The 18,491-nt window shown below is 70.4% G+C and carries 22 protein-coding genes; 11 read left to right on the forward strand and 11 right to left on the reverse strand.

Annotation, left to right across the window (positions count from 1 at the left end):
- Positions 1–59: 59 nt before the first annotated feature.
- Positions 60–1,064, forward strand: coding sequence for a LuxR C-terminal-related transcriptional regulator (locus CCZ36_RS23105; protein WP_069739120.1), 1,005 nt, complete (start codon positions 60–62; stop codon positions 1,062–1,064).
- 56 nt (positions 1,065–1,120) lie between these two features.
- On the opposite strand, the gene CCZ36_RS23110 is transcribed toward CCZ36_RS23105, so the two are convergent.
- Positions 1,121–2,797, reverse strand: coding sequence for a fumarate hydratase (locus tag CCZ36_RS23110; RefSeq protein WP_128818478.1), 1,677 nt, complete (start codon positions 2,795–2,797; stop codon positions 1,121–1,123).
- A 163-nt stretch (positions 2,798–2,960) separates the two neighbouring features.
- On the opposite strand from CCZ36_RS23110, the gene CCZ36_RS23115 reads away from it, so the two are divergent.
- Entirely contained in the window at positions 2,961–3,656 is a 696-nt protein-coding gene (locus CCZ36_RS23115; protein ID WP_069739118.1) for a DUF1707 SHOCT-like domain-containing protein, read from the forward strand.
- Positions 3,657–3,820: 164 nt separating this feature from the next.
- Positions 3,821–4,192 (forward strand): WhiB family transcriptional regulator, encoded by a 372-nt coding sequence (locus CCZ36_RS23120; RefSeq protein WP_069739117.1) that lies wholly within the window; start codon positions 3,821–3,823, stop codon positions 4,190–4,192.
- 79 nt (positions 4,193–4,271) lie between these two features.
- Here the strand turns inward: CCZ36_RS23120 and glpX are convergent, their stop codons facing one another.
- The gene (gene glpX / locus CCZ36_RS23125; RefSeq protein WP_030561311.1) at positions 4,272–5,303 is read right to left on the reverse strand and encodes a class II fructose-bisphosphatase; all 1,032 of its coding nucleotides are present in this window, start codon (positions 5,301–5,303) and stop codon (positions 4,272–4,274) included.
- 203 nt (positions 5,304–5,506) lie between these two features.
- On the opposite strand from glpX, the gene CCZ36_RS23130 reads away from it, so the two are divergent.
- Positions 5,507–6,010 carry a DUF4245 domain-containing protein gene (locus CCZ36_RS23130; protein ID WP_069739116.1) on the forward strand — a complete coding sequence of 168 codons (504 nt, stop codon included), beginning with the start codon at positions 5,507–5,509 and terminating at the stop codon, positions 6,008–6,010.
- 131 nt (positions 6,011–6,141) lie between these two features.
- Here the strand turns inward: CCZ36_RS23130 and CCZ36_RS23135 are convergent, their stop codons facing one another.
- The 4 genes from CCZ36_RS23135 to CCZ36_RS23150 all read right to left on the reverse strand — a co-directional run bounded on the left by CCZ36_RS23135 (position 6,142) and on the right by CCZ36_RS23150 (position 10,057).
- Entirely contained in the window at positions 6,142–6,732 is a 591-nt protein-coding gene (locus CCZ36_RS23135) for a malonic semialdehyde reductase (RefSeq protein ID WP_069739115.1), read from the reverse strand.
- A gap of 164 nt (positions 6,733–6,896) precedes the next feature.
- Complete coding sequence (locus CCZ36_RS23140) at positions 6,897–7,142, reverse strand: exodeoxyribonuclease VII small subunit (RefSeq protein WP_069739114.1); 246 nt, start codon at positions 7,140–7,142, stop codon at positions 6,897–6,899.
- Between the two features lie 78 nt (positions 7,143–7,220).
- Positions 7,221–8,438, reverse strand: a complete 1,218-nt coding sequence (xseA, locus tag CCZ36_RS23145) for an exodeoxyribonuclease VII large subunit (protein ID WP_069739113.1) — start codon at positions 8,436–8,438, stop codon at positions 7,221–7,223.
- A 194-nt stretch (positions 8,439–8,632) separates the two neighbouring features.
- Positions 8,633–10,057: an APC family permease gene (locus CCZ36_RS23150; RefSeq protein ID WP_069739112.1), complete on the reverse strand. Its 1,425-nt coding sequence runs from the start codon at positions 10,055–10,057 to the stop codon at positions 8,633–8,635.
- Between the two features lie 88 nt (positions 10,058–10,145).
- Here CCZ36_RS23150 and CCZ36_RS23155 point away from each other — a divergent pair, with 88 nt between their 5' ends.
- Both CCZ36_RS23155 and ppgK read left to right on the forward strand, forming a co-directional pair.
- Entirely contained in the window at positions 10,146–11,186 is a 1,041-nt protein-coding gene (locus CCZ36_RS23155; protein ID WP_370738575.1) for a 4-hydroxy-3-methylbut-2-enyl diphosphate reductase, read from the forward strand.
- Between the two features lie 38 nt (positions 11,187–11,224).
- Positions 11,225–11,977, forward strand: a complete 753-nt coding sequence (ppgK, locus tag CCZ36_RS23160) for a polyphosphate--glucose phosphotransferase (RefSeq protein ID WP_069739111.1) — start codon at positions 11,225–11,227, stop codon at positions 11,975–11,977.
- A 137-nt stretch (positions 11,978–12,114) separates the two neighbouring features.
- On the opposite strand, the gene CCZ36_RS23165 is transcribed toward ppgK, so the two are convergent.
- On the reverse strand, positions 12,115–12,696 hold the full coding sequence (locus tag CCZ36_RS23165) for a DUF6542 domain-containing protein (protein WP_128819695.1): 582 nt from the start codon (positions 12,694–12,696) through the stop codon (positions 12,115–12,117).
- A 321-nt stretch (positions 12,697–13,017) separates the two neighbouring features.
- On the opposite strand from CCZ36_RS23165, the gene ychF reads away from it, so the two are divergent.
- The 3 genes from ychF (at position 13,018) to CCZ36_RS23180 (ending at position 15,001) form a co-directional block, all read left to right on the forward strand.
- Entirely contained in the window at positions 13,018–14,106 is a 1,089-nt protein-coding gene (ychF, locus tag CCZ36_RS23170) for a redox-regulated ATPase YchF (protein ID WP_128818479.1), read from the forward strand.
- 215 nt (positions 14,107–14,321) lie between these two features.
- A complete protein-coding gene (locus CCZ36_RS23175; RefSeq protein ID WP_006138089.1) occupies positions 14,322–14,606 on the forward strand; it encodes a hypothetical protein in 285 nt (94 codons plus the stop codon).
- Positions 14,588–15,001 carry a PIN domain-containing protein gene (locus tag CCZ36_RS23180; RefSeq protein WP_128818480.1) on the forward strand — a complete coding sequence of 138 codons (414 nt, stop codon included), beginning with the start codon at positions 14,588–14,590 and terminating at the stop codon, positions 14,999–15,001. The genes CCZ36_RS23175 and CCZ36_RS23180 overlap by 19 nt, the downstream gene beginning before the upstream one ends.
- A gap of 321 nt (positions 15,002–15,322) precedes the next feature.
- Here the strand turns inward: CCZ36_RS23180 and CCZ36_RS23185 are convergent, their stop codons facing one another.
- Together CCZ36_RS23185 and CCZ36_RS23190 are read right to left on the reverse strand one after the other, a co-directional pair.
- Positions 15,323–15,586, reverse strand: coding sequence for a type II toxin-antitoxin system RelE family toxin (locus CCZ36_RS23185; RefSeq protein WP_069743864.1), 264 nt, complete (start codon positions 15,584–15,586; stop codon positions 15,323–15,325).
- Positions 15,579–15,848 (reverse strand): type II toxin-antitoxin system Phd/YefM family antitoxin, encoded by a 270-nt coding sequence (locus tag CCZ36_RS23190; RefSeq protein WP_069739090.1) that lies wholly within the window; start codon positions 15,846–15,848, stop codon positions 15,579–15,581. The genes CCZ36_RS23185 and CCZ36_RS23190 overlap by 8 nt, the downstream gene beginning before the upstream one ends.
- 366 nt (positions 15,849–16,214) lie before the next feature.
- Here CCZ36_RS23190 and CCZ36_RS23195 point away from each other — a divergent pair, with 366 nt between their 5' ends.
- Together CCZ36_RS23195 and CCZ36_RS23200 are read left to right on the forward strand one after the other, a co-directional pair.
- Positions 16,215–16,691 carry a hemerythrin domain-containing protein gene (locus CCZ36_RS23195; RefSeq protein ID WP_128818481.1) on the forward strand — a complete coding sequence of 159 codons (477 nt, stop codon included), beginning with the start codon at positions 16,215–16,217 and terminating at the stop codon, positions 16,689–16,691.
- 127 nt (positions 16,692–16,818) lie between these two features.
- Entirely contained in the window at positions 16,819–17,238 is a 420-nt protein-coding gene (locus CCZ36_RS23200) for a MarR family winged helix-turn-helix transcriptional regulator (RefSeq protein WP_079149667.1), read from the forward strand.
- Here the strand turns inward: CCZ36_RS23200 and cofC are convergent.
- Both cofC and CCZ36_RS23210 read right to left on the reverse strand, forming a co-directional pair.
- Positions 17,208–17,870: a 2-phospho-L-lactate guanylyltransferase gene (gene cofC / locus CCZ36_RS23205; protein WP_237302728.1), complete on the reverse strand. Its 663-nt coding sequence runs from the start codon at positions 17,868–17,870 to the stop codon at positions 17,208–17,210. The genes CCZ36_RS23200 and cofC overlap by 31 nt on opposite strands.
- A 14-nt stretch (positions 17,871–17,884) precedes the next feature.
- Complete coding sequence (locus CCZ36_RS23210; protein ID WP_128818482.1) at positions 17,885–18,397, reverse strand: nuclear transport factor 2 family protein; 513 nt, start codon at positions 18,395–18,397, stop codon at positions 17,885–17,887.
- Positions 18,398–18,491 lie beyond the last annotated feature (94 nt).

Raw genomic sequence — 18,491 nt, forward strand, 5'->3', positions numbered from 1 at the left:
CGTCGAGCGCGGGAGCCGGGCGGGAGACTGCCGATTGCACAAAGGTAATCTGCATCCTTGTGAAGGACGATCATTCCCCCTCACCGGTATGTGATTGCCGTGAATCACCCTCGGACCGGTCGATACCGGAACAACCCTGCGAGGCGGCGCTCGCGACCTACCGCCGTGCGCTGACACAGGGACGCCTCCCGGCCGCCGCTGCCGCACCCCCCTGCCTGCTCTCCCTGCACCTGCTGGTCGCCGACCGGGACTCACCCGGCCATCTCATCCCCGTACCGCCGGAGACGGCCTCGTTCACCGCGCTCGCCCCCATCGAGGAGGCGATCGTCGAGCAGCGCCGCACCCTGCGCTCCGCCCGCGCCACCCTCGCCGCCTTCGAGGGCCTCTACGCCGAGGTCCACCGGCCCGAACGCCCCGCCCTCACCCGGCTCTCCGGCGAAGCCGTCATCAGCAAGGCCCTGGACGCCGGGGTCAGCGGCTGCCGCGCCGAGGTCCGCACCGCCCACCCCGGCGGCGGCCGCCCCGCCCACGTCCTGGAGCAGTCCCTCCCGCGCGATCTGAACAACCTGCGGCGCGGCATCCGGCAGCGCACCCTCTACCAGCACACCGTCCGCTCCGACCGCACCACGCTCGCCTACATCGAGCAGGTGACCGCCGAAGGGGCCGAGATCCGGACCCTGCCCGAGGTCATGGACCGGTTCATCGTCTTCGACCGGGATCTCGCCTTCATCCCGTACTCCGACGAACCGCACACCGCCCTGCGCGTCCGGCACCCGTCGCTGGTCCGCTTCCTGGTCCGCCACTTCGACGAGGCGTGGTCCCGCGCCGTGCCCGTACGCCCCGAACGCGCCCCGGTGCGCACCCCCGTCGTCACCTCGGACCTCCAGCGCGCGATCCTCCAGGCCGTCGTCAACGGCGAGACGGACGCCGCCATCGCCCGCCGGATCGGCATGAGCCGTCGCAGCGTCGCCGAGCACATGCGCAAGGTCTCCGAGCAGCTCGGCAGCAACAGTCGGGCCCAACTCGGCTACCTGGTCGCGACATCGGGCCTGCTGGACGGCTGAGAGACGCCGAAGGGGCCCACCCGCGAGGGAGGGCCCCTTCGGCCGTGTGTCACCGATCAGGCCAGACCCGGCCCCCGCACCGGAATGCTGGTGAACGTCGGAGCCGGGGCGGGCTCGGTGAAGAAGTCGTTGCCCTTGTCGTCGACGACGATGAACGCGGGGAAGTCCTCGACCTCGATCTTCCAGACCGCCTCCATGCCGAGCTCCTCGTACTCGACGACCTCGACCTTCTTGATGCAGTCCTGGGCGAGCCGGGCCGCCGGGCCGCCGATCGAGCCGAGGTAGAAGCCGCCGTGGGAGCCGCAGGCGTCGGTGACCTGCTTGCTGCGGTTGCCCTTGGCGAGCATCACCTTGGAGCCGCCCGCCGCCTGGAACTGCTCGACGTAACTGTCCATCCGGCCGGCCGTCGTCGGGCCGAAGGAGCCGGAGGCGTACCCCTCGGGCGTCTTCGCCGGGCCCGCGTAGTACACCGGGTGGTCCTTGAGGTACTGCGGCATCTCCTCGCCCGCGTCCAGCCGCTCCTTGATCTTGGCGTGCGCGATGTCCCGCGCCACGACCAGCGGGCCGGTCAGCGAGAGCCGGGTCTTGACCGGGTACTTGGTCAGCTCGGCCAGCACCTCGTCCATCGGCCGGTTGAGGTCGATCTGCACGACGTCCCCGGCCTCGTCCAGGTGCTCGTCGGTGGTGTCGGGGAGGAAGCGCGCCGGGTCCTTCTCCAACTGCTCCAGGAAGACGCCCTCGGCGGTGATCTTCGCGGTGGCCTGGCGGTCGGCCGAGCAGGAGACGGCGATGGCGACGGGGAGCGAGGCGCCGTGCCGGGGCAGGCGCACCACGCGCACGTCGTGGCAGAAGTACTTGCCGCCGAACTGCGCGCCGATGCCGATCTTCTGCGTCAGCTCGAAGACCTTCTCCTCCAGCTCCTTGTCCCGGAAGCCGTGCCCGGTGGGGGAGCCCTCGGCGGGGAGCTCGTCCAGGTAGTGCGCGGAGGCGTACTTGGCGGTCTTCAGCGCGAACTCCGCCGACGTACCGCCGACCACGATCGCCAGGTGGTACGGCGGGCAGGCCGCGGTCCCCAGCGAACGGATCTTCTCCTCCAGGAACTTCATCATGGAGGCCTCGTTCAGGACGGCCTTCGTCTCCTGGTAGAGGAACGACTTGTTGGCCGAGCCGCCGCCCTTCGCCATGAACAGGAACTTGTACGCGCCGCCGTCGGTGGCGTACAGCTCGATCTGGGCCGGGAGGTTGGAACCGGTGTTCTTCTCCTCCCACATGGTCAGCGGGGCCATCTGCGAGTAGCGCAGGTTGAGCTTGGTGTACGCGTCGAAGATGCCGTGCGAGAGGGCCTCCTCGTCACCGCCCTCGGTGAGCACGTTCTGCCCGCGCTTGCCCATGACGATCGCCGTCCCGGTGTCCTGGCACATCGGCAGGACGCCCGCGGCGGCGATGTTCGCGTTCTTCAGGAGGTCCAGCGCCACGAACTTGTCGTTGGAGGACGCCTCCGGGTCGTCCACGATCCGCCGCAGCTGCGCCAGGTGGGCCGGGCGCAGATAGTGCGAGATGTCGTGCATGGCCTCGGCGGCCAGCGTGCGCAGCGCCTCCGGTTCGACCTTGAGGAACGTACGGCCGTCGGCCTCGAAGGTGGAGACACCCTCGGCGGTCACCAGACGGTACGGCGTGGTGTCCTCCCCCAGGGGGAGCAGATCGGAGTACGCAAACTCTGCCATGACGGCCATTCCTCACTCGGCGACAGCGGCTGACCTCCCTCGGGCAGCGCGTCCACCAGGGTAGACGCCGGCTCCGGTCGGATCCTGTGAGGTAAGGCTCACCTGGAGCCGGGCCGGGGCTTGCCGACCGGAGGGGTAGTCGCGATCTATCGCGTTTGGGTACGCTGGGCCGGTGGACCTAGAGAAGCAGCCCCAGCAGCCCCGCGAGCCGGCCGTCCCACCGCCCGCCGACGTCCTGCACGGCGACGGCATCCGTGCCTCCGACGCCGACCGCGACCGGATCGCGGACATCTTGCGGGAGGCGATGGCCGAGGGCCGCCTGACGGCGGACGAGCATGCCGAGCGGGTGGATCTGGTCTACCGGGCCAAGACCGTCGGCGAACTCCAGCCGCTGGTCCGCGACCTGCCCGCCTCCTCCGGCTCCACCGCGCAGAGCCCGGGCCCACGCCCGTACAGCTACGGCCCCGAGGCGCCGGAAGGCCCCGCGGACAATCTCGTCGCGGTCTTCAGCAGCTCCGTCCGCAAGGGGCGCTGGCGGGTCGGCGGCCGGACGAACGCCTTCGCGCTCTTCGGCAGCGTGGAGATCGATCTGACCGAAGCGCTTTTCGGCCAACGCTTCACGGTCATCAATGCGACGTCCATCTTCGGCAGCGTCGAGGTCCGCGTCCCGGAGAACATCTCGCTGCGCGGCAACGGCACCGGTGTGTTCGGCGGTTTCGAGGTGAAGTCGCTCGAATCCACCGACCCGGAAGCCCCGGTCGTCGTCGTGAACGGCTATGCCGTGTTCGGAAGTGTGGAGGCGAAGCCGAAGCGGGGAAAGTTCGTGGCGGATCTCCAGAAGCGGCTGCGTAAGCACCTGGGCCACTGAATACGGCACGACGGACGACCTCCGGTAATCGGCCAGAATGCCGTGGGGCGCATTGCGGTGAGTCGCGCGCCGGTGCCACTCAGTGCATAGGCGTACGCACAGCGGGTAGGGAGTGCTGCATCGACTCTCGCTCGCGAAGCCGTAGCCGTCGTCAGGAGTAGCCCGTGCTGCAATCGCCGCATCAGCCTCTGCAGGTCGCCGCCGTTCCGGCCCAGCGGATCCCCGCCCGGGAGGACGATGCGGGCCCCTGGCATTCCGAGGCGGCCTGCCGCCGCGACGAGGCGGGCCTCTTCTTCGCTCCCTCGAAGGAGCCGACCGCTGCCCGTCTGGCCCGCGAAGAGGCCGCCAAGCGGGTGTGCGGCGGCTGCCCGGTCATGATCGAGTGCCGGGAGCACGCGCTGATGCAGCCCGAGCCGTACGGGGTGTGGGGCGGGCTCACCGCGGCCGAGCGCCGGGTGGCGCTCGCCCGGCGGCGACGGCGGGACATCGAGCTGACGGCCACGACGACGGCCGAGCGCATAGCCGCGGCGGGCTGAAGGCGTACGCGAAGGGGGTGCGGGGAGCGCATCGGCTCCCCGCACCCCCTTCGCGCGCTCTGCGCGCCCCTTGCGTCGGCTACTTCGCGCGGTCGAAGTCGATGGCGCTGTAGGCGCGCAGCTTCGACAGCCGGTGGGTCGAGGAGATCGTCCGGATCGTGCCGGACTTGGACCGCATCACGATCGACTCGGTGGTCGCCGTCTCCGCGCGGTACCGCACACCGCGCATCAGCTCACCGTCAGTGATCCCCGTCGCCACGAAGAACACGTTGTCGCCGCTGACCAGGTCGTCGGTGGACAGCACCCGGTCCAGGTCGTGGCCCGCGTCCAGCGCCTTCTGCCGCTCGGCCTCGTCCTTGGGCCAGAGCTTGCCCTGGATGACGCCGCCGAGGCACTTTATGGCGCACGCCGAGATGATGCCCTCGGGCGTTCCGCCGATGCCCATCAGCAGGTCGACGCCGGTGCCCTCGCGGGCCGCCATGATCGAGCCCGCGACATCGCCGTCCGAGATGAACTTGATCCGTGCCCCGGTCTCCCGGATCTCCTTGACGATGCCTTCGTGCCGGGGCCGGTCGAGGATGACGACGGTGACGTCCTCGGGCGTGGAGTTCTTCGCCCGCGCGACGCGCCTGATGTTCACCGCCACGGGCGCGTTGATGTCGACGAAGTCCGCCGCCTCGGGCCCCGTGACCAGCTTGTCCATGTAGAAGACGGCCGACGGGTCGAACATCGCGCCGCGGTCGGCCGCCGCCAGCACGGCGATGGCGTTCGGCATGCCCTTGGCGTTGAGGGTGGTGCCGTCGATCGGGTCGACGGCGATGTCGACCTCGGCGCCGGTGCCGTCGCCGACCCGCTCGCCGTTGAACAGCATGGGGGCTTCGTCCTTCTCGCCCTCGCCGATGACGACGACGCCGTTCATCGAGACGGTCGAGACGAGGGTCCGCATGGCCTTCACGGCGGCGCCGTCGGCGCCGATCTTGTCGCCGCGGCCCACCCAGCGCCCGGCCGCCATGGCGGCGGCCTCGGTGACCCGGACCAACTCCAGGGCCAGGTTGCGGTCGGGGGCCTCCGGGGAGACCTCCAATTGGGACGGCAGATGATGCTCGGACATCGGAGCGCACCTTTCTGTACGGCGACGACCGGATATGAGGGTGCTGCGACTCTATCGGTAGGTCGATAAAATGAGCAGTGCGGGTCACGCATGAGCACCCCGGTGCCTCCCCCGCGCGACCGGCACCCTGCGGCCGGGCGTGTCAGGCCGCGTGCCACCATGGACCCGTGGCAAGCAAGCGAGGCAAGCAGACAGTCCGGGACATGTTCCTGTCGACTTTGGTGATCGCCGCCTGCGCGGGGGTCATTTACCTCTTCATCCCGAAGGACGAGCACGCCGACCCGCTCAAGGCGGTCGACTTCACCGTGGAGCTGGCGACGGTGCGGACCGCCGCCCCCTACCCGGTGGCCGCGCCGGAGGGCCTGCCGGAGAAGTGGAAGGCGACCTCCGTCCACTACAACGAGGCCGAGGGCAAGGCCTGGCACCTGGGCTTCCTCGACGCGGACCGCAGGTACGTCGCGGTCGAGCAGTCCACCGCCGCCGCGCGCACCTACGTCCCCGAGGTCAGCCAGAAGGCGAAGGACACCGGCCGGACCGAGACGGTGGCGGGCAAGGAGTGGCAGGTCTGGGAGGGCGAGAAGTACAACGCCCTCGTCCTGCCCGGCAAGGGCCACACGACGGTGGTGACCGGCTCGGCGCCGAAGGAGAGCCTGGTCGAGATGGTCAAGGCGCTGAGGACGACGCCGCCCGCCGCGTCGGCTTCCTGACGCGCGGCCCACGCCGACCGGCGTACGCGAAGGGCCCCGGAACACCAGGTGACGGTGTTCCGGGGCCCTTCGCGCGTAACGGGGCCGGGTGACGCGCCTCAGGCGGTCCCGTTCCTCAGGCGGTGATTGCCTCAGACGGTGGTGACGACCTCGTCGAAGGAGAGGCGCGGGCTGCGCGGGAACCAGGCGTCCTCGCCCGGCTTGCCGATGTTGACGACCATCAGCGGAGTGTGGTCGTCGTCCAGGAACTCCTTCTGGATGCCCGCGGCGTCGTAGCCGGTCATCGGGCCCGCGGCCAGACCGGCGGCGCGGACGCCGATGATGAAGTAGGCGGCCTGGAGCGCGGCGTTGAGGCCGGCGGCCGACTCACGGGCCGGGCGCTCCGAGAAGAACATGTCCTTGGCCTGCGGGAAGTGCGGGAGCAGCGCCGGAAGCTCCTCGTGGAACTCGTTGTCGGCGGCCAGGATCGCGACCAGCGGGGCGGTGGCGGTCTTCGGGCGGTTGCCCTCGGCCATGTGCTGCACCAGGCGCTCGCGGCCCTCGGCGGAGCGGACCAGGACGACGCGCAGCGGCGACTGGTTGAAGGCGGTCGGGCCGAACTTCACCAGGTCGTAGATCGCCTGGACCTGCTCGTCGGTCACGGGCTCGTCGGTGAAGGTGTTGGCGGTGCGGGCCTCGCGGAAGAGGAGGTCCTGAGCGGCGGGGTCGAGAACGAGGGACATCTGGTGCAAACCTTCCGAACGAACGCGGTGGGGAGGGTTCGAAGGTACGCCAGAGATAGGTTAACTTTCAACTAAATCGGGCGGCGAGTGATCCATTGCACACCACTGCCCGATGCGGCCGGTTCGCCGGAGCGGGCGGGCCCGGTGGTTCGCCGGGGCCGGGCTCAGCCCTCGTCGCCACCGTCCTGCGGGCGGGCCAGGGCCGCGTCCAGGCGGGCGCGGGCGCCCTCCAGCCAGTGCCGGCAGACCTTCGCCAGCTCCTCGCCCCGCTCCCAGAGGGCCAGCGACTCCTCCAGCGTCGTACCCCCCGCCTCCAGCCGGCGCACGACCTCGATCAGCTCGTCGCGCGCCTGCTCGTACCCGAGCGTGCCCGTGGCGGCGGCAGTCGCCGCCGTACCGTCGTCCGTCATGTGATCCACCCTAAATGTGTGCTGTTACGTCATCGTGGGCACGGCCCTGCCGCCGGTGGGGCCGTTGGCGCGGGCCGCTCATTCGACCGGGTCCACCCGCACCGTGAACTCGCCCTCCGACACCCGCGCCCGCAGCGGCTCGCCGGGCGCCCCGGCCTCGTCGGGGGAGCGCACCACATGGCCGTCGGGCCGCTGGAGCACGGCGTAACCCCGCTCCAGGGTCGCGGCCGGCGACAGCGAGACGACCCGGGCGAGCGTGTGCGCCAGCTCGGAGTCGGCCCGGTCCAGCAGATGGCCCAGGACCCGGCGGCTACGCCCGAGGAGCGCGTCCACCTCGGCCTCACGTTCGTCCACCAGCCGTTGGGGCCGCTCCATGGCGGGACGGCCCAGCGCGTGCGCGAGCCCCCGCTCCTCGCGGTCCAGCAGCCCGCGTACGGTCCGCAGCGCCCGGTCCCGCAGCTGCTGTACGCGCTCCAGCTCCTCGCCCACGTCCGGGACGACCTTCTTGGCCGCGTCCGTGGGCGTGGAGGCGCGCAGATCGGCGACCAGGTCCAGCAGCGGGGAGTCCGGCTCATGGCCGATCGCGGAGACCACCGGCGTACGGCAGGCGGCCACGGCCCGGATCAACTGCTCGTCGGAGAACGGCAGCAGATCCTCGACGCTGCCGCCGCCCCGGGCCACCACGATCACGTCGACCTCGTCCAGCGCGTCCAGCTCCTCGACCGCCTGCACCACCTGGGCGACCGCGTTCACCCCCTGCACGGCGGTGTTGCGGACCTCGAAGCGCACGGCCGGCCAGCGGCGGCGGGCGTTCTCCAGGACGTCCCGCTCGGCGGCGGAGGCCCGCCCGCAGACGAGCCCGATGAGCTGCGGGAGGAAGGGGAGCGGCTTCTTCCGGTCGAGCGCGAAGAGCCCCTCGGCGGCGAGCGACTTCTTGAGCTGCTCCAGCCGCACGAGCAGCTCACCGATGCCGACCGGCCGTATGTCGGTGGCCCGCAGCGACAGCTGCCCCCGGGGCGCGTACCACTCGGGCTTCGCGAGGACGACGACGCGCGCGCCCTCCGTCACCACGTCGGCGATCCGGTCGAAGACCTGCCGGAAGCAGGTGACGCTCACCGAGATGTCGTGCGACGGGTCGCGCAGCGTCAGAAAGACGACCCCGGCCCCCGGCCGCCGGGACAGCTGGGTGATCTGACCCTCCACCCAGATGGCGCCGAGCCGGTCGATCCACCCTCCGATGAGCCGGGACACCTCGCCGACGGGCAGCGGCGCTTCCGCGGACGTGTTGAGAGCCATGCGCCCGAGCGTATAGGGCACCGCTGACAGCGGAGGCCGCCCTGCGGAGACGACCGGGTACCGCTGTACGGGGAAGGTTTCCACCCCGCGCCCGCTGCACGGGAACGGCGCCTGACGGGGCAGCGCCCGCTGTACGGGAACGGCTCCCCCTCACCGCCCCGGGGCAGCCCCCTCACCGCGCGGGAGAGCGCCCCTCACCGCCCGCTCCCAGCCCCCCGCACCCCCGCCCCCTGCACCGCCAGGACCACGAACCCGACCCCCAGCCAGCACAGCCCCACCACCTGCGCGCTCGTCGTGGCCTCCACGATGACGGCGACGAGGATCCCCGCCCCCACCACCGGCACCAGCACGTGCTTCCACCAGACGGGCTCTCCGGCCATCCGGCGCACGACGAACCAGCCGACCACCGACGCGTGCAGCAGCACGAAAGCGGTCAGCGCCCCGATGTCGACGACCGACACCAGGTGGTCCAGCCCGTCGTCGCGCCGGGCCGCCCACACCGCCGCCACCAGCGTCACGATCGCCGCCCCCAGGATCGCGAGCCGCGGCACGCCCGACTTCGGGTCGACCTTGGCGAGGAGGTGCGGCAGCCGCCGCTCCCGGGCCATCGCGAAGACGAGCCGGCCGGCGGCGGCCTGCCCCGCCAGCGCGGCGAACGCGGCCCCGATCGCCTTGCTGACCGCCACCAGGTCGTGCAGCCAGCTCCCGACGGAGGCGTCGACGGTGTCGTAGAAGGCCGATCCCTGCGCCGCCGGGTCCGCCGCCAGCTCCGCCGAACTCATGGGCTCCAGGAGCGCCGCCAGATACGTCTGGGCGATGAACAGCGCACCCGCCAGCACCAGGCAGAACAGCACCGCCCGCGCCACCTTCCGCGATCCGCCCGTCACCTCCTCCGCGAACGAGGCGATGGCGTCGAACCCCAGATACGACAGCACGGCCACCGAGACCGCGCCCAGCACCGCCGCCATGGAGAACGCCGCGTCCCCGGTGACCGGCGTCAGCCACCCGCGCTGCGCCCCGTCCCGTACGAGAACGACCACGGCCGACACCACGAAGACCAGCAGCACCGCGATCTCCATGGCCAGCACGGCGAACCCGACCCGCGCGGCAGCCCGTACCCCCCACAGATTGAGCAGCGTGGTCACGAGCACGGCGACAGCGGTCCACACCCACCGGGACACCTCGGGGACCAGGGCGTTCATCGCGATTCCGGAGAAGAGGTAGGCGACGGCCGGGATCAGCAGATAGTCGAGCATCGCCATCCACCCCGCGATGAACCCGGGGCCTTCCCCGAGCCCCTTGCGGGCATACGTGAAGACCGAGCCCGCGAAGGGCGCGACCCGCACCATCTGGGCGTAGCTGAAGGCGGTGAACCCCATGACGACGGTGGCCACCACATAGACGAGGGCGACGGAACCGCCGGACTTGGCGTCCAGGGTGCCGAAGATGCCGACGGGGGCCATGGGGGCGATGAAGAGGAGCCCGTAGACGACGAGATCCCGGAATCCGAGAGTCCGCCGCAACCGCCCTTCCTGAACGCTGCTGCCCTCCCCGCTCCCGCCTCCACTGCCGCTCCCGCCCCCACTGCCGCTTCCGCTTCCCGGGACCGACGACGCCATGAACCCTCCACCCTCACCGACCGTGACCGCACGTCACGACCAGTCTGTCCACGCGGCCGCCATGGCGCCCGTCCAGTACGGCCTTACGATGGGACGCATGACTGCAACGCCCAGCCCGTCACCCGCCGCCGCCCCGAGTGGAGGCGCTACGCGCCGCAGTAACACCCGCCGTGTCCTGCTCGCCGCTCCCCGTGGCTACTGCGCGGGCGTGGACCGTGCCGTGATCGCCGTCGAGAAGGCCCTGGAGCAGTACGGGGCCCCGATCTACGTCCGCCACGAGATCGTGCACAACAAGTACGTCGTGCAGACCCTGGAGAAGAAGGGTGCGATCTTCGTGGACGTCACCGCGGAGGTGCCCGAGGGCTCCATCGTGATGTTCTCCGCGCACGGCGTCGCGCCCACCGTCCACGCGGAGGCCGCCGAGCGCAAGCTCGCCACCATCGACGCGACCTGCCCGCTGGTCACCAAGGTCCACAAGGAAGCCGTCCGGTACGCCAAGGAGGACTACGACATCCTCCTGATCGGCCACGAGGGCCACGAGGAGGTCATCGGCACCTCCGGCGAGGCCCCCGACCACATCCAGCTGGTCGACGGCCCCGAGGACGTGGCGAACGTCGAGGTCCGCGACGAGTCGAAGGTCGTCTGGCTCTCCCAGACCACGCTCTCCGTCGACGAGACGATGGAGACGGTCGACGCCCTCAAGTCGAAGTTCCCGAACCTCCTCTCGCCGCCCAGCGACGACATCTGCTACGCCACGCAGAACCGCCAGATCGCGGTGAAGAAGCTGGCCGAGGACGCCGAGCTGGTCATCGTGGTCGGTTCCAAGAACTCCTCGAACTCCATCCGGATGGTCGAGGTCGCCCTGGACGCGGGAGCCCCCGCCGCCCATCTGGTCGACTTCGCGAGCGAGATCGACGAGGCGTGGCTGGAGGGCGTGACCACGGTCGGCCTGACCTCCGGCGCCTCGGTCCCCGACGTTCTCGTCGACGGCGTCCTGGAATGGCTGGCGGAGCGGGGTTACGCGGACGTCGAGACGGTGAAGACGGCCGACGAGTCGATCACCTTCTCCCTGCCCAAGGAGCTCCGCCGCGACCTGCGCGCCGAGGCCGCCGCCCTTTCCGCCGAGTAGCCGGGCAAGGGGCCCGGCCTGCCCGTACCGTGGGTTCCATGGAGATCTTCGGCGTGGACATCGGCGGATCCGGGATCAAGGGTGCTCCCGTGGACCTGGACCGCGGAGACCTGGCGCGGGAGCGCCACAAAGTGCTGACACCGCACCCGGCCACGCCCAAGGGCGTGGCCGACGGCGTGGCGGAGGTGGTCGGCCATTTCGACTGGTCGGGCCCCGTGGGCATCACCTTCCCCGGGGTCGTCACGGACGGCATCACCCGCACCGCGGCCAATGTCGACAAGGGCTGGATCGACACGGATGCCCGGACCCTGCTGGGCGAGCGGATCGGTCAACCCGTCACCATCCTGAACGACGCGGACGCGGCCGGAGTGGCCGAGATGACCTTCGGCGCGGGTAAGGGCCGTACGGGCACGGTCATCCTGCTGACGTTCGGTACGGGCATCGGCAGCGCGGTCTTCACCGACGGCAAACTCGTCCCCAACACTGAGCTGGGCCACCTGGAACTGCACGGCCACGACGCGGAGAAGCGCGCCTCCACGAAGGCCAAGGAGGACGAGGACCTGAGCTGGCAGCACTGGGCGCACCGGGTCCAGAAGTATCTGCTGCACGTGGAGATGCTGTTCTCGCCGGAACTGTTCATCATCGGCGGCGGCGTGAGCCGCAAGGCGGAGAAGTTCCTGCCCCTGATCGAGAAGGTCCGGGCCGAGCTGGTCCCGGCGCAACTGCAGAACAACGCGGGCATCGTGGGAGCGGCGATGGCGGCGGCGGGCTCGGCGGCGGGCAAGGGCTGAGCGGGGCGAAACCAGCGGGTCGGACCGGCCCCGAGGACCGGGGACCACGGGGCAGTCCGGATATACCAAGCGCAAGGGGCGTATCGGGCTCTTCGTGCCTCAGGTGAAAGTGGCGACCCGGGCGGGCCCGTCGGACGTCAGGGCCGCTGAGGCCGCCGGGCCGCAGCCCCTGCCGTGCCGGCCGAGCCGGCCCCGGCCCGAACGGGCTTCGAGTCCGAGGAGGCGGCGGAGGCGAAGGCCGCGGCCCGGGGCGGGTGCTCACCGGCGCCGCCGCGCCCCTGGGCCAGGACGTACCGCCGCCGGGCCCGCATCAGGCGCACCTTGCGTACGGTGGCGATGACGCCCGCGACGAGCGTTCCGCCGTACAGCCAGCCGGCGTGCACGGCGAGGGCGGTGACGAGGCCCATGACCTGTCCGCCGAAGCCCTCGGACCCCCCGGAGATCGGGAACACTCCGACGGCGAAGGCGATCGGCACGCTGATCGGCGCGGTGACGAGGTCGGCGGGCCGGACCCAGAGGGCGGTGAGCGCGCTGACGGGTAGGAAGAGCAGCCCGTAGACGAGCTCCGAGCCGTCGAACAGCAGCCGGTCGACACAGGCGAGCACGAACATGGTCAGCGAGGCGAACAGCCCGGCCCCGATCCCGGTGAGCCGGGGGTTGGGGAACCGCCGCAACGCGAGGACGACGGGCGGCACGCTCCGCACCCGTACCCGGTACACGGCGGAACCACCCGGCGCGGGCGGGGCGGGCGCGGCCTGCGGGGGCTGCCGGCGCTGCGGGGGACGTGTCCTGTGCTGCTCCACCTCCACAACGTAGGTCGCGGGGGGCGGGGAATCAGGCGTTGGACACGCGCTTTGGCCGACCTTGGGGTTGCGTTCGATGTCACACGGCCGAAAGCCGCACTGTTCGGCCCCGTGGGGCAGGCCCGTAGACTGGAGAATCGGTCCACTCCGGGCCCCGGCTGCCCCGGCCCGAAACACCGAGCCGAACCGGACGCCTTGCCCCTGCCTCTCCCCGCCTCACTCCAGGAAGTCGCCAAAGTGTCGCTCACGATCGGAATCGTCGGTCTGCCGAATGTCGGCAAGTCGACCCTGTTCAACGCCCTGACCAAGAACGACGTGCTGGCGGCCAACTACCCGTTCGCCACGATCGAGCCGAACGTCGGCGTGGTCGGCGTCCCGGACCCCCGCCTGAACAAGCTCGCGGAGATCTTCGGCTCCCAGCGGCTGCTCCCGGCGACGGTGGACTTCGTCGACATCGCCGGTATCGTCCGGGGCGCTTCGGAGGGCGAGGGCCTGGGCAACAAGTTCCTGGCGAACATCCGCGAGTCCGACGCGATCTGCCAGGTCATCCGGGCCTTCAAGGACGAGAACGTCGTGCACGTCGACGGCAAGGTCTCGCCGAAGGGCGACATCGAGACGATCAACACCGAGCTGATCCTCGCCGACCTCCAGTCCGTCGAGAAGGCCGTCCCGCGCCTGACGAAGGAGTCCCGCCTCCAGAAGGAGAAGGTCGCGGTCCTCGCCGCGGTCGAGGAGGCGAAGCAGATCCTGGAGACCGGCCAGACCCTGTTCGCCGCGGGCATCACGGCGGGCACGGAGAAGGGCAAGCTCCTCCACGAGCTGCACCTCCTCACCACCAAGCCGTTCCTGTACGTCTTCAACGTCGACGAGGACGAGCTGGTCGACGAGGACTTCAAGAACGAGCAGCGCGCCCTGGTCGCCCCCGCCGAGGCGATCTTCCTGAACGCCAAGATCGAGTCCGAGCTGATCGAGCTCGACGACGACGAGGCCCTCGAACTGCTCCAGTCCATGGGCCAGGAAGAGCCCGGCCTCGCCACCCTCGGCCGCGTCGGCTTCGAGACCCTGGGCCTCCAGACCTACCTCACGGCAGGCCCGAAGGAAGCCCGCGCGTGGACCATCAAGAAGGGCGCCACGGCCCCGGAGGCGGCCGGTGTCATCCACACCGACTTCCAGAAGGGCTTCATCAAGGCGGAGATCGTCTCCTTCGACGACCTGGTGGAGACCGGCTCGGTGGCCGAGGCCCGCGCCAAGGGCAAGGCCCGCATGGAGGGCAAGGACTACGTCATGCAGGACGGGGACGTGGTGGAGTTCCGCTTCAATGTGTAGGGGGTGACATATCACCACGTCGCTGATCTGGCAAACATGCAGGTCAGATGGGGTCCGACTCTTCGGAGTCGGGCCCTTTGTTTTTCCCCGTGCTGGGATTGTGCTGGGATGGGATGGGGTGCCCGTGCTGGGATTTGCGCGAGCAGGGCACAGGCCGAGCTGTGAAGGTAGTGCGGGCGTGGCGCTTTTCCTACTCGTTTGACACAATCGGGGGCATGGCTGAGACGACGTACAGCATCGGGGAAGGTCCGGCGACGCGGGTGAGCCTGTCGCTGCCGGAGGGGACGGCGGAGGCGATCCGGGCGCGAGTGGGGAAGCGGGAGTTCTCCGCGTTCATCGCCGAGGCGGTCGAGCGTGAGTTGCGCGGGCAGGTCCTGGACGAGTACCTGGCGGACTACGAGAGCCGCAAGGGGCCGGTCTCCGAGCCGGCTCGTCAGCGGGCGCGGCAGGTCTTTGACGAGGTGTTCGCCGAGGAGGCCGAGTGGCCCGCCGCAGGCTGAGTCACGAGGGGACGCTCGTCCTCGACAGCGAGGGACTCTCGAAGCTGCTCGCTGACGAAGACCAGGTGGTGGCTCTGATCGCTGAGGCGCGCTCGCGCGGCATGGAGGTCGTGATCAGTGCGCTCACCATCATCGAGGCCGTCCACGCCCGTACGAACAAGTCACGCCTGAACTGGGTGCTTTCCGGGCTGCGGGTCGTCCCGGTCGGTGACGAGGAGGCGAGGGCTGCCTCGAAGTTGCTGATGAGTGCCGGGTTGCACGGACACAAGTACGCGATCGATGCGGCCGTCGCCGAGGCCGCGCTGCGACAGCACCGCCCCGTGGTCATGCTGACTTCCGATATTGACGACATGGCCAAGCTGTGCGGCGAGCGGGTCCGGCTCGTGGCGGTGTGATTTCCCTTGGTCCGGCTCAGTAGGAGCGGCGCTCGTAGAAGTTCCGCAGACTTCAGGCGTGTGCGGGCGCTTCCGGGTAGCGTTGGCGATCTTCGGTCTTCTTGTGCTTTGTCGCGCATCCCGTGCTGGGATGGTGCTGGGATGCGCCCTCATTTCCGCAGGTCACAGCCTTGTGGTGGAGTTCCGCTCAACGTGTATTTGCTTCGTTACTGTACGTTTTGATGATCCGTCAAGCGTGCAGGTCGGAAGGGGTCGGCTCCTCCGGGGGCCGGCCCCTTTGCCGTAACGGTGCTGGATATTCTGGCGCTGGATCAGTCGGCGTCAGGTGTCGTAAACGGTGGCGCGATGTCCGACGTGTACGACCCACACCACGAGCTCTCCGTTGTCGATTGTGTAGACGACCCGGTAGTCGCCGACGCGCAGCCGACGGCGTTCCGGCTGCGACACGAGCGCGGTGGTGTTGAAGCCGAGGGGATCGCTCTCCAGCTCGGTCAGCTTGGCCAGGATGCGCAGCGCCATGTCGCGTGGGATCTTCCGGAGCTCGGTCTGAGCCTCGGGTCGGAAGACGGTTCGGTACTCACTCACCGCGCGCCAGCGTCTCCCTCATGATGTCCTCGATCGGGATGCCGACAGCCGGGTTGGCCATGCGCTCGTCGATGATCCGGTTGATCTCGCGCTCTTCCCACTCCTGGTACTTGCGCAGCACCTCGATGGAGACGACGGCGGCGACTTCCTTCCCTCGGCGCGTGATGACCGTGGGCACGTCGTGGCGGTCGGCGCGCTCCACGACTTCCGCTAGGTGGGCGCGCACGTCGCGGATGGACTCTATGGGTAGCGGCTGCGTCATGCGCTCAAGCGTACAAGGTGTGCCATGTGTACACAACATTCGATCTGGTCGTCGTGGTGCTGGATGTGCTGGATGGACTCGCGCCGTGCTGGATGGGTGCTGGATAACCACTTCCAGAACCGTGTTTCCGCAGGTCGGAGCTCTGCGTTGAACGTTCCGCTTCAACGTGTGGCGGGGGACACGCGACCGGCCCGCTGATTTGGTGACCCGCACGTCGAACGGGGTCCGCCCCCCGGGGTCGGGCCCCTGGGCTTCGGGGCGGCCTGGCGGTGCGCCTGAGGCTTCCGGGCGGCAGGGGCTCGCGTGCGGTCGTGGCCCCGAGTATATTTGCTTTGGAAGCAAATCAACGTGTCTCGGAGGCCGCTCATGCCCGTTCCTCAGGACATCGACAGTCAGGCCGCCGGGCGGAAACTGCTCGCCGGGCACCGGGAACTGCGGGCGCAGCTCGCGGAGTTGCGGGGGGCGCTCGATGGGGTGGAGGGATCCGGTGTCGGGATCGGTGGCGGGGGCGGTGCCGCGTTCGTCGAGCAGTTGCGGACCCGCTGCCTGGAGTACTGCCTGGGGCTGCACCACCACCACACCATGGAGGACAGCGCCTTCCCGGTCTTCGAGCAGCGGTATCCCGAGATCGCCCCCGTCATCGAACGGCTCCGGGAGGAGCACCGGCAGGTGGCCGCGGGGCTGGAGCGACTGGGGAAGCTCGTGGCGGCCGATGACGGGCAGGACGTCGCGTGGCTCAAGGAGGAGCTGGAGCGGACCGTGGCCGGGCTGGAGGAGCACTTCCGTTACGAGGAGACGTACCTGCTGCCCGCCCTCGGGGTCGTCGTGCCGCCGGCGGCCTGAGAACGGGTGCGTTCGGGCGGTCGGGTAGCGTGTCCGGCCTGGACTGGAGGTGACCGTGGCAGAGGCCGCAGAGGTGTCGGGTGAGCAGGGCGCGGAACGGCTCACCACCGAGGAAGCGGTTCGCGCCATGCTGCTCACCATGCCGCGGATCGTCTCGCGGGCCAAGAGGACGCCGGTGCCGGAGCAGCTCCGGTCGTTGCGGCTGGCGCCCAGGCATCTGTCCCTGTTGTCCTGCCTGCTCTTCGACGGGCCGACGCCGGTCAAGGACCTGGCCGCCCGCCTCGAAGTCGCGCCCACCACCGTCAGCCTGATGGTCAGTGACCTCCAGCGCCAGGGCGTCGTGGACCGCCGCACCGATCCGGACGACCGCAGGCGCAGCATCGTCTCGATCAGTGAGGACCCCACCACGCGCGAGGCCGTCGACGCGTGGCTGGCCAGCAGTGCCAGGGCCTGGCACCAGGTGCTCGACGGGCTCGGTCCCGAGGAGCGTGCCACCGTCGTGCGGGTCATGCACGGCTACGAGGAAGCGCTCGCCGCGACCTCGTGAACCGGGTGGGGCGCGGGGCCCAGGGCCTCGCGCAGCCGTAGCACCGCCGTCGTGAACGTTCCCACCCCGCGTCCGGTCACCAGGGCCAGGTCCTCGGGCGTGTCCACGTCGGAGCGGATACCGCTGTCCGCCGCCGGCCCGATCGCGAAGGCCCCGCTCGCGGCGTGCGACCGCGCGGAGTCGGCACCGAAGCTCGGCGAGAGCGCGGCCGGTACGAGCGAGGTGAGGACGGTCGTCCCCGTGCCCGCGTGATCGGGGACGAACGTCCGCCGGTGGCACCGGGCCTCGGCCAGCACCTCCGCCAGCTCCTGCGGGCCCAGCCCCGGCAGATCGGCGGTGAGTACGGCGACCGGCCCCCGCGGGTTCAGCGCCGCGGACCGGGCGGCACCCTTCCGTACCGCGGCGTTCAGGCCGAGCCCGGGGGAGTCGTGGACGACGGCCGCCCCCAGGGTGCGGGCCTGTGCGGCGGCGAGCGGATCGGCGGTCACGACCACGACCGTGCGCACGCCCGCCGTGGCCCGGACCGCCCGCAGCGTGTCCAGGAAGAACGCGTGCGCCAGTTCCCGGCGCCAAGGGCCCAGCCCGGCGAGCCGGCTCTTGGCCGAGCCGAACGGCTTGACCGGCAGCACCACCGACCACACGGGGATCAGCCCTCGGCCCGGGCGCGAGCCACCAGATCGTCGCGCTCGATGACCCGGGACCGGGCCCGCAGCGTGCCGGCCACGCGCACGAGGGTGTCGCGGACGAAACAGGTCGGCTCCACCAGCACGGAACCGTCCGGGGACGCGACCGTCACCGTCGCGTAGTAGCTGGTGGAGACGGTGCCGTCGGCCCCCTCCTCGACCGTCATCATGTCGAACCAGTGCCGCGGCTGCGCGCCGCCGAACCGGCCCGCCGCGGCCCGCGCGGCCGCCTCGATGGCGTCGGGGCCGTGCAGTCCGCCGCCGCCCGCGGGGGCGAACACCGAGTCCGGGGAGAAGGACTCGGCGAATCCCGCGAAGTCACCTCCGTCCATGCGGTGCATCTGATGGGCGTAGAACTGGGTCACCTCGACGTACAGCTCGGGTGAGGGGGGCTTGGGGGCGGGAGTTCCGGCAGGGGTCTCGGTGGTCGCCGTGGTCTCGGTGGTCTTGGTGGGGTCGGTGGTTTCAGCCGTCATGATCCGATGCTCGGCGGCACCGCTGGAGGCGGGATCGAGCGGCGGCGGAGCGGCTGTCGTCCGGCCGGTGTCGAGCCGGTCTCCAGTCCTCGTC

The organism is Streptomyces sp. S063, assembly GCF_002832675.1.
GTDB lineage: Bacteria > Actinomycetota > Actinomycetes > Streptomycetales > Streptomycetaceae > Streptomyces > Streptomyces sindenensis.

Excerpts from the sequence above, each read along its gene's own strand:
- CCZ36_RS23135 (WP_069739115.1), bottom strand. The coding sequence starts at position 6,732 with ATGTCCCTCGTTCTCGACCCCGCCGCTCAGGACCTCCTCTTCCGCGAG.
- CCZ36_RS23210 (WP_128818482.1), bottom strand. The coding sequence starts at position 18,397 with ATGACGGCTGAAACCACCGACCCCACCAAGACCACCGAGACCACGGCG.
- CCZ36_RS23155 (WP_370738575.1), top strand. The coding sequence starts at position 10,146 with ATGGGACGCATGACTGCAACGCCCAGCCCGTCACCCGCCGCCGCCCCG.
- CCZ36_RS23200 (WP_079149667.1), top strand. The coding sequence starts at position 16,819 with ATGCTGCTCACCATGCCGCGGATCGTCTCGCGGGCCAAGAGGACGCCG.
- CCZ36_RS23140 (WP_069739114.1), bottom strand. The coding sequence starts at position 7,142 with ATGACGGACGACGGTACGGCGGCGACTGCCGCCGCCACGGGCACGCTC.
- CCZ36_RS23190 (WP_069739090.1), bottom strand. The coding sequence starts at position 15,848 with ATGACGCAGCCGCTACCCATAGAGTCCATCCGCGACGTGCGCGCCCAC.
- CCZ36_RS23130 (WP_069739116.1), top strand. The coding sequence starts at position 5,507 with ATGTTCCTGTCGACTTTGGTGATCGCCGCCTGCGCGGGGGTCATTTAC.
- xseA (WP_069739113.1), bottom strand. The coding sequence starts at position 8,438 with ATGGCTCTCAACACGTCCGCGGAAGCGCCGCTGCCCGTCGGCGAGGTG.
- CCZ36_RS23150 (WP_069739112.1), bottom strand. The coding sequence starts at position 10,057 with ATGGCGTCGTCGGTCCCGGGAAGCGGAAGCGGCAGTGGGGGCGGGAGC.
- CCZ36_RS23175 (WP_006138089.1), top strand. The coding sequence starts at position 14,322 with ATGGCTGAGACGACGTACAGCATCGGGGAAGGTCCGGCGACGCGGGTG.
- ppgK (WP_069739111.1), top strand. The coding sequence starts at position 11,225 with ATGGAGATCTTCGGCGTGGACATCGGCGGATCCGGGATCAAGGGTGCT.
- CCZ36_RS23110 (WP_128818478.1), bottom strand. The coding sequence starts at position 2,797 with ATGGCCGTCATGGCAGAGTTTGCGTACTCCGATCTGCTCCCCCTGGGG.
- CCZ36_RS23195 (WP_128818481.1), top strand. The coding sequence starts at position 16,215 with ATGCCCGTTCCTCAGGACATCGACAGTCAGGCCGCCGGGCGGAAACTG.
- glpX (WP_030561311.1), bottom strand. The coding sequence starts at position 5,303 with ATGTCCGAGCATCATCTGCCGTCCCAATTGGAGGTCTCCCCGGAGGCC.